This is a genomic window from Nakamurella sp., assembly GCF_044224575.1.
In the GTDB taxonomy this organism is placed as follows: domain Bacteria; phylum Actinomycetota; class Actinomycetes; order Mycobacteriales; family Nakamurellaceae; genus Nakamurella.
The window spans coordinates 216,907-230,856 of record NZ_JBGAKE010000004.1 but is presented as its reverse complement, the minus strand read 5'-3'; the positions used below and the strand labels follow the sequence as shown (position 1 = coordinate 230,856).

Annotated in this window: 13 protein-coding genes and 1 pseudogene; 10 read left to right on the top strand and 4 right to left on the bottom strand. The window is 70.1% G+C overall.

What is annotated here, in order from left to right:
* Positions 1–7 precede the first annotated feature (7 nt).
* Together ACILSK_RS06740 and ACILSK_RS06735 are read right to left on the bottom strand one after the other, a co-directional pair.
* Complete coding sequence (locus tag ACILSK_RS06740; RefSeq protein WP_395726370.1) at positions 8–457, bottom strand: DUF6542 domain-containing protein; 450 nt, start codon at positions 455–457, stop codon at positions 8–10.
* Positions 454–1,629: a DNA recombination protein RmuC gene (locus ACILSK_RS06735; protein WP_395726369.1), complete on the bottom strand. Its 1,176-nt coding sequence runs from the start codon at positions 1,627–1,629 to the stop codon at positions 454–456. Before ACILSK_RS06735 ends, ACILSK_RS06740 begins: the two co-directional genes overlap by 4 nt.
* A gap of 429 nt (positions 1,630–2,058) precedes the next feature.
* Between ACILSK_RS06735 and ACILSK_RS06730 the strand changes: the two genes are divergently transcribed.
* Complete coding sequence (locus ACILSK_RS06730; protein ID WP_395726368.1) at positions 2,059–3,018, top strand: sulfotransferase; 960 nt, start codon at positions 2,059–2,061, stop codon at positions 3,016–3,018.
* Between the two features lie 105 nt (positions 3,019–3,123).
* Here ACILSK_RS06730 and ACILSK_RS06725 read toward each other — a convergent pair whose 3' ends face one another.
* Together ACILSK_RS06725 and ACILSK_RS06720 are read right to left on the bottom strand one after the other, a co-directional pair.
* On the bottom strand, positions 3,124–3,942 hold the full coding sequence (locus ACILSK_RS06725; protein ID WP_395726367.1) for an aldo/keto reductase: 819 nt from the start codon (positions 3,940–3,942) through the stop codon (positions 3,124–3,126).
* 69 nt (positions 3,943–4,011) lie between these two features.
* A complete protein-coding gene (locus tag ACILSK_RS06720; RefSeq protein ID WP_395726366.1) occupies positions 4,012–4,926 on the bottom strand; it encodes a hypothetical protein in 915 nt (304 codons plus the stop codon).
* A gap of 287 nt (positions 4,927–5,213) precedes the next feature.
* Here ACILSK_RS06720 and ACILSK_RS06715 point away from each other — a divergent pair, with 287 nt between their 5' ends.
* The 9 genes and pseudogenes from ACILSK_RS06715 (at position 5,214) to ACILSK_RS06675 (ending at position 13,872) form a co-directional block, all read left to right on the top strand.
* Positions 5,214–7,031 (top strand): nitrite/sulfite reductase, encoded by a 1,818-nt coding sequence (locus ACILSK_RS06715; protein ID WP_395726365.1) that lies wholly within the window; start codon positions 5,214–5,216, stop codon positions 7,029–7,031.
* Positions 7,032–7,043: 12 nt separating this feature from the next.
* Positions 7,044–7,238, top strand: a complete 195-nt coding sequence (locus ACILSK_RS06710) for a hypothetical protein (RefSeq protein WP_395726364.1) — start codon at positions 7,044–7,046, stop codon at positions 7,236–7,238.
* On the top strand, positions 7,235–7,945 hold the full coding sequence (locus ACILSK_RS06705; protein ID WP_395726363.1) for a phosphoadenylyl-sulfate reductase: 711 nt from the start codon (positions 7,235–7,237) through the stop codon (positions 7,943–7,945). The genes ACILSK_RS06710 and ACILSK_RS06705 overlap by 4 nt, the downstream gene beginning before the upstream one ends.
* Complete coding sequence (gene cysC / locus ACILSK_RS06700; protein ID WP_395726362.1) at positions 7,942–8,529, top strand: adenylyl-sulfate kinase; 588 nt, start codon at positions 7,942–7,944, stop codon at positions 8,527–8,529. Before ACILSK_RS06705 ends, cysC begins: the two co-directional genes overlap by 4 nt.
* Positions 8,526–9,455: a sulfate adenylyltransferase subunit CysD gene (cysD, locus tag ACILSK_RS06695; RefSeq protein WP_395726361.1), complete on the top strand. Its 930-nt coding sequence runs from the start codon at positions 8,526–8,528 to the stop codon at positions 9,453–9,455. Before cysC ends, cysD begins: the two co-directional genes overlap by 4 nt.
* A complete protein-coding gene (locus ACILSK_RS06690; RefSeq protein ID WP_395726360.1) occupies positions 9,456–10,844 on the top strand; it encodes a sulfate adenylyltransferase subunit 1 in 1,389 nt (462 codons plus the stop codon).
* Positions 10,845–10,973: 129 nt separating this feature from the next.
* Positions 10,974–12,125: an ABC transporter substrate-binding protein gene (locus tag ACILSK_RS06685; RefSeq protein WP_395726359.1), complete on the top strand. Its 1,152-nt coding sequence runs from the start codon at positions 10,974–10,976 to the stop codon at positions 12,123–12,125.
* A gap of 10 nt (positions 12,126–12,135) precedes the next feature.
* Positions 12,136–12,983 (top strand): annotated as a pseudogene (locus ACILSK_RS06680) (ABC transporter ATP-binding protein).
* Entirely contained in the window at positions 12,970–13,872 is a 903-nt protein-coding gene (locus ACILSK_RS06675; RefSeq protein ID WP_395726358.1) for an ABC transporter permease, read from the top strand. The pseudogene ACILSK_RS06680 and the gene ACILSK_RS06675 overlap by 14 nt, the downstream one beginning before the upstream one ends.
* Positions 13,873–13,950 lie beyond the last annotated feature (78 nt).

Sequence of the window (13,950 nt, the reverse complement as noted above, 5' to 3'; positions counted from 1 at the left end):
GTCCGGATCAGCCGTGCGCGGGCGGCGTGGACCGCCGTGACTTCGGTCGCAGCGGCTGGGCGACGATCCGGATCAACCCGATCAGCACTGCGGCGGCCGTGCCCATCGCCATCGTCGGGAAGGTGGCGATGATGCGCAGCGCCGTGCCGTACAACCCGCCGATGTTGGTGAACAGCATGCCGCCGATGACCAGACCGACCACGAGCACCAACGGCGGCTGCACCATGGCGGTGAAGATCGATCCCCGTCGCACCAGCAGTGCCGCCCCCAGCACACCCAGGTAGAAGCCGATCCGCAGCCCCCAGGACAGGACCCCGACGGTCAACCCGTCGATGGCCGCGCCGGCCAGAGTGCTGCCGAGCGCGAGGATGATGACCGCCCAGGACGGCCAACCCCGAACCGAGGACACCACCGACGCGTCGGCCAGGCGCGGTCGAGCCGCGGTGTTCGTGGTCACCCGTCAACGGTAGCGTCCCGGGTGCGTGCCGGGTGGTCGGACAAACGCGCGACATACACCGACTCGGCCGCCTCGCGCTGCAGGGCGGCGTCGGCGGTGGCGTCCGCGGCCGCCGCGATCGGGTCGGGCGGCCTGCTCTCCTGTGGCACCAGCGGGGCCGTTTGCACCTGGCCGGGGCTCGTCAGTTCCTCGCCCGTCACCCCGAGGTCGGCCATCCGGCGAGCCGAGACCAGCACCCGCGTCTCCAGCGAGCGGACGGTGTTGTTGTAGGACCGCACCGCGCGGTCGAGGCCGGTGCCGACGGCGGCCAGATGCCCGGATAACGTGGCCAGCCGCCGATGCAGGTCCCTTCCCAGTTCGTAGACCTCGGTCGCGGTGGCCGACAACCGTTCCTGACGCCACACGTGCGCCACCGTGCGGAGCAGGGCGATCAGCGTGGTGGGCGTCGCGATCACGACGTTGCGGGCGAACGCGTGGTCGGTCAGGCCGGCGTCCACCGACAGCGCAGCATCCAGCAGCGGATCTCCGGGAACGAAGAGCACGACGAATTCCGGCGCGGGCTGGAAGTGTCGCCAGTACGCCTTGCCGGCGAGCGCGTCGACGTGGGCGCGCAGGGCCCGGGCGTGCGCGGCCAGCAGGGCGGTCCGGCGGCGCTCGTCGGGGCATTCGGCGGCCTCCAAATAGGAGGCGAAGGGAACTTTGGCGTCGACCGGGATCTGCCGGCCGCCGGACAGCCGGATGATCATGTCCGGCCGCACCCCGGACGCCTCGGGATCGGCCGATCGCGCGCCGACCTGGGTGTCGAAGTCGCAGTGCTCCACCATTCCGGCCAGCTCGACGACCCGCTGCAACTGCATCTCGCCCCACCGTCCGCGCATCTGGGGAGCGCTGAGCGCGCCGGCCAGGGCACGGGTGTGCCGGTTCAGGTCCGCCGACGTCAGGTGCAACGCGGACACCTGCTCGCGCAGCCCTGCATACGCCGCCGCCCGGTCCCGCTCCACGTCGTGCAGGTGCTCCTCCACCCGTTGCATCGCGTCCGACGCCGGCGCCAGCAGTGCGTCCAGCCCGGGACCCGCCGTCCGGTCGCGGGGATAGGCACGACCGAGGAGCACGCCGACCACGATGCCCGCGACGAGCAGCAAACCGCCGATGAGGAGCGCCGAGGTGTCCATGACCGTGATGATGCCCGGGCGGTCCGACACTGCCCGGGATGGCGCGGCCGGGCCGACGCCGGCGCGGAGGAAGCCCGGTATGTGGCGGGATGTGGATGTCTTCGACGAGTCCGACCCACGGCGGACCTGAGTCGATGGAGCCGGTCAGGAGCCGGGATTGCTCGGCCGTGTTCCCGGATGCTCCGCATGCGGGGGAGCAGGGGCCGGCCGATGCGCTACGCTCCCGGGCCATGGTGACCGAGGGCCTGCGGCTGGTCTGCCGCCGCGAGGTCGACCTCCAGCGCGTGACCAGCGCCGCCTGTTCCTGACGTTCTCGCGTCCGCCCGCCGCTTTCCGGCACCGTCCGCGGATCGCTTCGCCCATCACCGTGTTCGGTGTGCACCGTCGCGCGCCCGCACCCACTGCCGTCACCGACACCGGAGCAACCCCATGGCCCTGCCCGATTTCCTCATCATCGGCTCGCCCAAGTGCGGATCTACCGCATTGCATGACGCGCTCGTCCCGCACCCGGAGCTATTCCTGTCCACGCCGAAGGAACCGAAGTTCTTCATGTGCGACGAGCGCCGACCCGATCCCGCGCATCAGCGAGGTCCGGGCGACGCGCACAGCGCCCGGGAATGGGTCTGGGACCGCGCCGCCTACGAGAAGCTGTTCGACCCGGCTCCGACCGGCACCCTGCGGGGCGAATCGACGCCGTTCTACCTGTGGGACACCGCGGCCCACCGGCGCATCCACGCGCTGATTCCGGACGTCAAGATGATCGCCATCGTGCGGGACCCGGTGGATCGCGCCTACTCGAACTGGGTCCACCTCTGGTGCGACGGCCTGGAACCCGAGGCCGACTTCCTGACCGCCTGCCGGAAGGAACCCGAGCGGATCGCGGCGGGCTACGCGCCGTTCTGGCGCTACCTGGAAACGGGTCTTTACGGGCGGCAACTCGAGCATCTGTACAGCACTTTCCCGCGCGAGCAGGTTTTCGTGTTGCGCTACCGGCAGCTCATCGACGACACCGCGGCGGTGCTGGACCGGATCACCGAGTTTCTGGGCGTGCAGCCGGGGGTGGTCCGGACGATTCCCGGCGCCAACGTCAAGGATTGGGTGCCGGACACGCCCGTCAACCGGCTGCTCCGTTACGGCGTCCAGGCGGGCGCCGCCGCCGGCGCGTTCCTGCCCCCTCAGGTCTGGCGGCAGGGCGAACGGGTGGCGCTGTCGGTCCTGCAGCACGGGCATCACCGGCGTCCGTCGTTGTCGGTGGAGCAGCGCGCCGAATTGCTGCCCTATTTTCAGGACGACAACGCCTTGTTGACGGAGCTGACCGGTGTCGATCACGCCGACTGGCAGAACCCGAAGGGTCGGGGCGCGTTCACCGATCGCACCCCACCTGCCTGACCCGGCTCGACTTGCCGGTTGAGGCCCCGCGGACGCACGGCGGAGGGCCGAGAACGGCAAGTCGAGCGTGGTGAACGCTTCGGGTCAGCGCGGGGTGCCGGGCATCTAGTTGAACTCGTCCGGGTTCGGCCCGGTGCGCTCGTCCCGGTTCAGCGCCGAGATCAGCGCCATGTCGTCGTCGGCCAGCTCGAAGTCGAAGATGGCGAAGTTCTCGGCCATCCGCGCCGGCTTGAGCGATTTCGGGAAGACGATGGTGCCCAGCTGGATATGCCAGCGCAGCACGACCTGGGCCGCGGTCCGGCCGACCCGGCCGGCGATCTCGGCGATCACCGGGTCGTCCAGCACCAGCCCCTGGGCGATCGGCGACCAGGCCTCGGTGGCGATCTCGTGCTCGGTGTCGAAGGCGAGCAGATCGGCCTGGGTCAGGTAGGGATGCAGCTCGATCTGGTTCACCGCGGGCCGGATGGTGAACTCCTCGTGCAGCCGGCGCAGGTGGTGCGGCTGGAAATTCGACACCCCGATCGCCCGCAGCTTGCCGTCGGCGTAGCCCTTCTCCAGCGCCCGCCAGGCGTCGTCGAAGCCGACCTTGGGCAGCGGCCAGTGGATCAGGAACAGGTCGATCTGCTCGCGCTGCAGGTCGGCCAGGCTGGCGTCGATGGCGCGCTGCGCGTCGTCGTAGGCGTGGAATCCGTTGTTCAGCTTGCTGGTGACGAAGACGTCGGTCGGATCGACGTCGTAGGCGGCGATGGCGTCACCGACCTGCTTCTCGTTGCCGTACATCTCGGCGGTGTCGATGTGCCGGTAGCCCGCGTCCAGGGCGGCGGTCACCGCTGCGGCGGTGTCGTCCGGCTTGATCTGGAAGACGCCGAAACCCAGCTGGGGGATCTCGACGCCGTTGTTCAATGTGATCGTGGGGACGGTCATCCCGGTTCACCTCTCGTCGACTTGCTCGGTCGTGCCGCAAAACAGCCTCGACCGTACGCGCGCGTCCGATCAGGCCGGGACGAACACCGTCCGCAGATCATTCGACCCGTCGGGCCGCTGCGCCTCGAAGTACACCCGCAGTCCGCCGGGGATCCGAGCGATGGTCACGTACCGCAGGGTGTGCCCGTCCCGGTCGAGCGGCCCGGCCACCGGGGTGAGGTCATCGGGCGTCGAGCCGGCCGCGAACCCGGTGCGTTCGAACCAGTTCTCCGCGGCACTGGCCCGGCCGTCATAGGTGGCCAGCCACTGCCCGTCGGACTCCCAGGCACTGGTGATGCGCACGCCGCGGGCGTCCCAGGAACCGACGGACGGCCCGAGCGCGATTCGCTGCGGGGTCCAGGACAGGCCGTCGGTGCCGGTCAGGTAGACCGAGCGCATCCGGTCGGCCTCGTCGTCGCCGCGGTCGAGCAGGTGCTCGCACGCCCACATCCGCCAGTCGTCGCCGTCGCGGGTGACCACGACGTCCTTCCAGGCCGACTTCGCGTCACCCGCCAGCACGACCGTCCGGGTGCCGGTCGCGAGCTCGCTGACGTCGCCGCCCGGGGCCGTGTCCACGGCTTCGACCCACCAGTGCTTGGACCCGAATGTGGAACAGCTCACATAGAGCCGCCAGCCGCCGTCGGGCCGGCGGATCAACGCCGGCCGCTCCAGCGAGGCGCAATCGAAGGTCTCCGCGGCGATCGTCGCCACAGTGTCGAAATGGACGCCGTCGGCCGAGCGGGCGACCACGTTGGCGTAGCCGCGGCCCTGGTCGACGGGCCGGCGCAGGCGATAGGCCAGGTGGAACACCCCGTCGGAATGGACGACGCTGGGTCCACCGGCCCAGAACCCGGGACCCCGACCGGGCGGCTGGATCACCACGGTGGCCGGCCCCGCCGACAGCGCCTGGCCGATCTTGTCGAGCATCGTCATCCGGGTCAGCACGGGCCAGAGCATACGGACGGGGTGCACGGTCGAGTGCCGGCCCGCCCTTTCGGCCGATCGGACATGGCGGGTTCGCGCGGTATGATTCCGCCATGTCTGTGCAGGGAGTGTTCTTGGTGTGCCGCCGCGAGGTCGACCTCGTGCGCGTCGCCAGCGCTACCTGTTGCCTCGCCGCCTGACAATCCGCCGCCGCACCCTGCGCCGGGCTGTCATCCCGGCGCGATCGCCCACCAGCGGAATCATCGTGTCGGCCTGACGGCGCCCGGCTATCCCCGCCAAGGACATCGATGCCCACCGCACAGCCCATCACCGAGGCCTCGGACGGTCACGCCCCGCAGTCGACCGACGCCGCAGCGCAATCGACGACCGAGCGTCCGGCTCGCCGTCCGGCGCCGGCCCGCGACGGCGCACCCGCCGCGTCCGGTGCCGCCGCCCGCGGTGCTCGGGCGCATCGCCGGCCCGGTGGGCAGGGCCAGTGGGCGCTCGGGTACCGCGAGCCGCTGAACCCCAACGAGCGGATGAAGAAGGACGACGACGGCCTGCACGTCCGCGCCCGTATCGAGAACCGGTACCGCCACACCGGCTTCGACGACATCGACCCGGGCGACCTGAGGGGCCGTTTTCGCTGGTGGGGGCTGTACACGCAGCGCGCGCCGGGCATCGACGGCGGCCGCACCGCGGTGTTGGAGCCCGAGGAACTCGAGGACAAGTACTTCATGATGCGGGTGCGCATCGATGGTGGCCAGCTGTCGGTGGACGCCCTGCGCACCGTCGGCGAGGTCTCTCAGAAGTACGCGCGAGACACCGCCGACCTGACCGACCGGCAGAACATCCAGCTGCATTGGGTGCAGGTCCAGGATGTGCCGGACATCTGGGAGGCCATCGAGGGGGTCGGCCTGACCACCGCCGAGGCCTGCGGCGACGTGCCCCGGGTCATCCTCGGTTCGCCGTTGGCCGGCGTCGCCGCCGACGAGATCATCGACGGCACCCCGGCGGTCCACGAGATCCTTCGTCGGTACATCGGCAGCGAGGAGTTCTCCAACCTGCCCCGCAAGTTCAAGACGGCCATCTCCGGATCGCCTCGGCAGGACGTCGCCCACGAGATCCACGACATCGCGTTCGTCGGCGTCGTGCACCCCGAGCACGGTCCCGGATTCGACCTGTGGGTCGGCGGCGGGCTGTCGACGAATCCGATGCTCGGCCAGCGACTGGGTGCCTGGGTGCCACTGGACGAGATCCCGGACGTGTGGGCCGGCGTCGTGTCGATTTTCCGCGACTACGGCTACCGGCGGCTGCGCAACCGGGCCCGGCTGAAGTTCCTGGTCGCCGACTGGGGTGTGCAGAAGTTTCGCGAGGTGCTGGAGACCGAGTACCTCAAGCGGACGCTGGTCGACGGTCCCGCGCCCGAGGACTACGACGGTCCGCGCGACCACGTCGGGGTTCACCTGCAGAAGGACGGCAAGTTCTACGTCGGGGTCAACCCGACCGTCGGCCGGGTCAGCGGCACGATGCTGGTCGAGCTGGCCGAACTGGTGCGGGCACACGGTTCCGACCGGATCCGGATGACCACCGACCAGGGCCTGGTCATCCTCGACGTCGAGGCCGACCAGATCGACTCCCTGGTGCGGGGGCTCGCCGGCCTTGGCTTGTCCGTCAGGCCGTCGACGTTCCGACGGAACATGATGGCCTGCACCGGCCTGGAGTTCTGCAAGCTGGCCATCGTCGACACCAAGGCCCGGGGCATTGCCCTGGTCGACGAGTTGGAGACGCGGCTGGGCGACCTGGCGACGGAACTGCCGTCCATCACGATCAACATCAACGGGTGCCCGAACGCCTGCGCACGCACGCAGATCGCCGACATCGGGCTCAAGGGCATGATCGTCACCAACGACGCGGGCGAGCAGGTCGAGGGCTTTCAGGTGCACCTGGGCGGCGGGCTGGGCCTGGACGCCGGTTTCGGCCGGAAGGTTCGCGGCCACAAGGTGACCGGCGACGAGCTGCCCGACTTCGTCGAGCGCATCGTCAAGTCCTTCGACGCCCAGCGCGAGCAGGGCGAACGGTTCGCCCAGTGGGTGGCCCGGGCCGACGAAGCGGTGCTCCGGTGAGCGGCGGTCGTGATGAGTGAAAATCGTGCCCCCGCCCAGTACTGCCCGTACTGCGGCGAGACGAACCTGTGGCCGAGCGAATCCGGCCACGGCGCCTGGAGCTGCCGCGACTGCCTGCGGGTGTTCTCGGTGAAGTTCATCGGGCTGGCCGGGCGCAACTCGACGGCACCGGTTGCCGGGTCGATGCCGGTGCAGGTGACCCCATGACGACGGCGGCCGCGCTGCGGTCCCCGGCCGAGCTGGAGGCGATCGCCACGAAGGCGGCGGTCGATCTCGCCGACGCCTCGGCGGAGGAGATCCTGCGCTGGGCCGCCGACACCTTCGGTGCGACCTTCGCCGTCGCCGGGTCCATGCAGGACAACGTGCTCGTGCACCTGGCCGGTCAGGTGATCCCGGGTGTCGATGTGTTGTTCCTGGACACGGGCTACCACTTCATCGAGACCATCGGCACGGCCGATGCGGTCGAGGCGGTCTACCCGGTGACGCTGCGCCGCCTGCTGCCGCTGCAGACGGTGGCCGAGCAGGACGCCGAACACGGCAAGGACCTGTTCGCCCGCGATCCGGATCTGTGTTGCGCACTGCGCAAGGTGGCGCCCCTGAACAAGGCGCTGCGCGGGTACGAGGCCTGGGCCACCGGGATGCGGCGGTCCGAGGCCGTCACCCGGGCGAACACCCCGGCCGTGCAGTTCGACGCCAAACGCGGGAAGGTCCGCATCGCCCCCCTGGCCGCGTGGTCCGACGACGATGTCGCCCACTACATCGAGAACAACAACGTTCTGGTCAACCCGCTGCTGTCCGACGAGTACCCGTCGATCGGCTGCGAGCCCTGTACCCGGCGGGTGCTGCCGGGCCAGGACTCCCGGTCCGGCCGATGGGCCGGACTGACCAAAACCGAATGTGGGATCAATACATGACGACAACTCAGACCCTCGCCGAAGGCGGTGCCGCGGCCGGGAATCGATCCCGGCCGGGCGCCACCCTCTGGCTCACCGGCCTGCCCAGCGCGGGCAAGACCACCCTGGCCCGCGCGCTGATCGGGGTGCTGGCCCAGCGCGGGATCGACACCGAACTGCTCGACGGCGACGAGGTGCGCACGCACCTGTCCGCGGGCCTCGGCTTCTCCAAGGCCGACCGCGACACCCAGGTCACCCGCATCGGTTTCGTCGCCGAGCTGCTGGCCCGGCACGGGGTGCTCGTGCTGGTGCCGGTCATCGCGCCGTACGCCGACGCCCGGGACAAGGTCCGCGCCCACCACGCGGAGCGCGGCACTGAGCTGGTGCAGGTGCACCTGTCCACGCCGGTCGAAGTCTGCGCTGACCGCGACGTGAAGGGCTTGTACGCCAAGGCCTACCGCGGGGAGATCAGCTCGATGACCGGGGTCGACGACCCCTACGAGATCCCGGCCGATCCCGACCTGCGCATCGACACCTCGACGGTCGACCAGGCGCGGTCGATCGCCCTGCTGCTGGATCTACTGACCGAAAGAGGACTGGCATGACGGCCACCGCGGACGGCCTGGCCACCCGCCGGGTCGCCAGCCCGCATCTGCGCGCGCTGGAGTCCGAGTCGATCCACATCCTGCGGGAGGTGGCCGGCCAGTTCGACAAGCCCGTCATCCTGTTCTCCGCCGGCAAGGACTCGGTGCTGGTGCTGCACCTGGCCCGCAAGGCGTTTCATCCCGCCCCGCTGCCGTTCTCATTGCTGCACGTGGACACCGGCCACAATTTCCCCGAAGTGATCGCCTATCGCGACCGGGTGGTGGCCGCCGGCGGGCTCCGGTTGGCCGTGGCCAAGGTGCAGGATTGGATCGACGACGGCCGGCTCGCCGAGCGCCCCGACGGCACCCGCAACCCGCTGCAGACGGTGCCGCTGGTCGACACCATCGCCGCCGAGAAGTACGACGCGGTGATCGGCGGGGCCCGCCGCGACGAGGAGCGGGCCCGGGCCAAGGAGCGGATCTTCTCACTGCGCGACGCGTTCGGCGGCTGGGACCCGCGCCGGCAGCGCCCTGAGTTGTGGGGGCTGTACAACGGCAAACACGCGCCGGGCGAACACGTCCGGGTGTTCCCGCTGTCCAACTGGACCGAGCTGGATGTCTGGAACTACATCGAGGCCGAGAACATCGACCTGCCGGAGATCTACTACGCGCATCGGCGGGACGTCTTCGCGCGCAGCGGAATGTGGCTGACCCCGGGTGAGTGGGGCGGCCCGGCGAAGGGTGAGGTGCTGGAGAACCGGTGGGTGCGTTACCGGACCGTCGGCGACATGTCCTGCACCGGCGCCGTCGACTCGCAGGCCACCGATGTGCGCGCGGTGATCGAGGAGATCATCGCCACCCGGATCACCGAACGCGGGGCCACCCGCGCCGACGACAAGCTCGGTGAGGCCGCCATGGAGGACCGTAAGCGTGAGGGGTACTTCTAAATGACGACCGCCATCAACGGTTCCGCCGACCTCGGCGTCGAGGCGCACGAACTCGCCGAGGAACTCTCGCACTCGCGCGGCCTGCTCCGGTTCGCCACCGCCGGTTCGGTCGACGACGGCAAGTCCACCCTGGTTGGCCGGCTGCTGCACGACTCCAAGTCGGTCCTGTCCGACCAGTTGGACGCGGTCCAGCGCACGTCGGAGGCGCGCGGCCTGGAGACCGTCGACCTGTCGCTGCTGGTCGACGGGCTGCGGGCGGAACGCGAGCAGGGCATCACCATCGACGTGGCCTACCGCTACTTCGCCACGCCGGCCCGCACCTTCATCCTGGCCGACACCCCTGGGCACGTGCAGTACACCCGGAATACGGTCACTGGCGCGTCCACCGCGGATCTGGTGGTCGTGCTCACCGATGCCCGCACCGGCGTCGTCGCGCAGACCCGGCGGCATGCCGCGGTGGCCGCCCTGCTCGGCGTGCCGCACCTGCTGCTGGCCGTCAACAAGATCGACCTGGTCGACTACGACCAGACGGTGTTCGACGCCATCGCCGCCGAATTCTCGGCCTACGCCAAGGGTTTGGGTATTCACGAGATCACCGCGATCCCGATCTCGGCGCTGAACGGGGACAACGTGGTGGCCCGATCCGAGCGGATCAGCTGGTACGACGGGCCCAGCGTGCTCGAGCACCTGGAGACGGTGGAGCTGGAGAACAGTTCGGCCGCCGAGGATCTGCGGTTTCCGGTGCAGTACGTCATCCGGCCTCGCTCGGACGAACTGCCCGACTACCGCGGCTACGCGGGCCGGGTCGCCGCCGGCACCGTGCATCCGGGCGACGAGGTGGTTGTGCTGCCGTCGGGCCGGCGGACCACGGTCACCGGGATCGACACCGCCGACGGGCCGCGGGAGTTCGCGGTCGCCGGCGAATCGGTCACGCTGCTGCTGTCCGACGATGTCGACCTGTCCCGCGGTGACCTGATCGCCGCCGGCCAGGTGCCGGAACCGGTCACCCAGTTCACCGCCACCGTCACCCAGCTCGCCGAGAATCCGCTGAAGCCAGGGGCGCGGGCGCTGCTGCGCTACGGCACCACCATCACCCGGGCGCTGGTCACCTCGCTGGACCACCTGCTGGACATCGGCACCCTGGCCTACGGGCCGGCGCCGGAGTCGTTGGCGCTCAACGACATCGCTCAGGTCACCATCCGCACCGCCGACCCGGTGCCCGTCGAGGCTTACCGCCCGGGCGGGGCCGTCGGGTCGCTGCTGATCATCGACCCGGCCGACGGAACCTCGCTGGCCGCCGGCATGGTCGGTGACCGGCTCGCCGCCCTGCACCCCCAGACCACTGTTCCCGCAACCCCCGCCGATGCCGAGGAGGACTGGCTGTCATGAGCCGTCACGAAACGATCCACCTGGAGCGATGTCCGCAGCCGGCCTGTACCGGCCGCGCGTACCCGCTCACCCCCAGCAACGCCCACACTCCCGGTCCGTGACCGGGGTCTCGCCCTGAAGGAATCGTTCGTGTCGATCCGCCGCACCTCCACCCGCCTCAAATCCGTCGCCGTGCTTGGTGGCGCCGTCGCCGCGCTGCTCGCGCTGGCCGCCTGTGGCTCCTCCTCCTCTTCCTCCGGCACCACCAGTTCAGCGGCCACTTCGGCCGCCGCCGGGTCCGGTGCCGCCAGCGGTTCTGCCGCCGCGGGCGGTGGCACCGCTGCCGACACCCTGCGCCTGGGCTACTTCCCCAACGTCACCCATGCCGCCGCCGTCCTCGGCGTGAAGAACGGCACGTTCCAGGAAGCCCTGGGCGACACCAAGCTCGAGACCACCACGTTCAACGCCGGCCCGGCCGCCACCGAAGCCCTGCTGTCCGGCGCCATCGATGCCACCTTCATCGGCCCGAACCCGGCCATCAACTCCTTTGCCAAGTCAAACGGTGAGGCCATCCGGATCGTGGCCGGGGCCACCGACAACGGCGCGAGCTTCGTGGTGGCCAAGGACATCAACGGGCCCGCCGACCTGACTGGCAAGACGCTGGCCACCCCGCAGTTGGGCGGCACCCAGGACGTCGCCCTGCGCAAGTGGTTGCTGGACAACGGACTCAAGACGCAGACGACCGGCGGCAGCGACGTCGACATCGTCAACCAGGAGAACGCGCAGACCCTGGACCTGTTCAAGTCCGGGGAGATCGCCGGCGCCTGGTTGCCGGAGCCGTGGGCATCGCGGCTGGTCAACGAGGCCGACGGCAAGGTGCTTGTCGACGAGAAGACCCTGTGGCCGGACGAGAAGTTCCAGACGACCATCCTGATCGTCGCCACGCCGTTCCTCGAGCAGCACCCGGACACCGTGAAGGCGCTGATCGGCGGCGAGATCAAGGAGATCAAGGCGATCGAGACCGACCCGGCCACCGCGCGGACCGATCTGAACGCGGCGCTGGCTGAGCTCACCGGCAAGCCGCTGGCGGACGCCACCATCACGTCGGCCTTCGCCAACATCGAGCCGACCTGGGATCCGCTGGCCGGAACCCTGGACACGATCGCGGAGAACGGTCTGGCGGCGGGCACGCTCACCAGCAAGCCCGACCTGAGCGGCATCTACGACTTGCGGCAGTTGAATGCAGTGCTCACCGAGCTCGGTGAGAAGCCGGTCAGCGCGGCCGGTCTCGGCCAGGAGTAAGGGGAAGCAGATGACTCTCGTCGACGAGTCCGAGATCGGTTACGCCGAGGATGACCCCCGGGTCGTGCCGCTGCTGGCCGACAAGGCCGAGAGCGCCGATGACGCCGTCCACATCGACCACGTCACCAAGGTTTTCCGGAGCCGGCGGGGCGCGGTCAAGGCGTTGGACGACGTCAGCCTCTCGGTGGCTCCCGGCGAGTTCGTCTGCCTGCCTCGGGCACAGTCACCAGCGCCGGTCGGCCGGCGCTGATGTTCCAGGAGTCCGCACTGTTCCCATGGTTGACCGCCGGCCAGAACATCTCCCTCGCGTTGAAGTACGCCGGGGTCGCGCGGAAGCAGCGCCCGGCGCGGGTGGAGGAACTTCTCGACCTGGTCAGACTGTCCGGGCATGCCGACCGGCGGGTGCACGAGCTGTCCGGCGGCCAGCGCCAGCGGGTCGCGCTGGCCCGCGCCCTCGGCCAGGACAGCGATGTGCTGCTGATGGACGAGCCGTTCGCCGCGCTCGACGCGATCACCCGGGACGTCATGCATGACGAGCTGACCCGGGTGTGGAAGGCGACGGGCAACAGCATCGTTTTCGTCACCCACAACGTCCGCGAGGCCGTCCGGCTGGGACAGCGGGTCGTGCTGCTGTCCTCCCGGCCGGGCCGGGTCGTCGGCGAGTGGGAGATCAACATCCGCGGACCGCGGACGATCGAGCACCCCGCGGTGGGCGCCCTGGCGGCGGAGATCACACTGCGGCTGCGCGAGGAAATCGCCAGCCACGCCGCCCCGACCGGACCGGTCGCCGCCGCCGCGCCGGCCCGATCCGGACTGCCCCGCCAGCTCACGAAGGACGACGCCCATGCCCGCGCTTGACGACTCCGTCATCACCAAGGAAGAGGTCGAGCGCGAGGACACGGCGGCGGTCGGCGCCGGCCTCGACGCGCTCGAGGAACCGGAACGTCATCGCGACCCCTGGTGGAAGCGGCTGGGCACCTCGATCGTCCCGCCGTTCCTCGCGCTGGTCCTGGTCCTGGTCATCTGGGAGATCGTCTACCTGCTCGGTGTCAAGCCGGAGGTGATGCTGCCGTCGCCGGTCGCCGTGTTCGGCGAGCTCGGCCGGCTGCTGGAATCCGGGCAGGCCTGGCAGACGATCTGGACGAGCCTGTCGCGCGGCCTGTTCGGGTTCGCGATGGCCATCGTGCTGGCCGTGCCGATCGGCCTGGCGGTGGCCCGGTTCAAGTGGATTCGGGCCTCGGTCGGTCCGCTGCTGTCCGGCCTGCAGTCGATGCCGTCCGTGGCGTGGGTGCCGCTGGCCATCCTGTGGTTCCAGATCAGCCCGGCGATGATCTACATGGTCGTGCTGCTCGGCGCGGTGCCGTCCATCGCCAACGGGCTGACCGCCGGCATCGACCAGGTGCCGCCGCTGTACACCCGGGTCGGCAAGGTGCTCGGCCTGGGCTGGTGGGGTCAGGCCCGGCACGTGCTGATTCCCGCCGCGCTGCCCGGCTTCCTGGCCGGCCTGCGGCAGGGCTGGGCCTTCTCCTGGCGGTCGCTGATGGCCGCCGAGCTGATCGTCACCTCGTCCAAGCTCGGGTTCGGGCTCGGCCAGCTGATGAACCAGGGTCGCGACCTGTCGGACGCGCCGCTGCTGTATGCCGGTCTGATCCTGATCTTCGTCGTGGGGGTCGGCGTGGAGCTGATCATGTTCCGGCCGCTGGAGCGGGCGATCCTGGAAGCCCGGGGGCTGACCGGCAATCGCTAGCACTGCTCGCCGCAGGGGCTTGACCATCGGGATTTGATTCGTTCGATCGCGGGAAAGCGGGTTCGGTTCGCCGGGCCC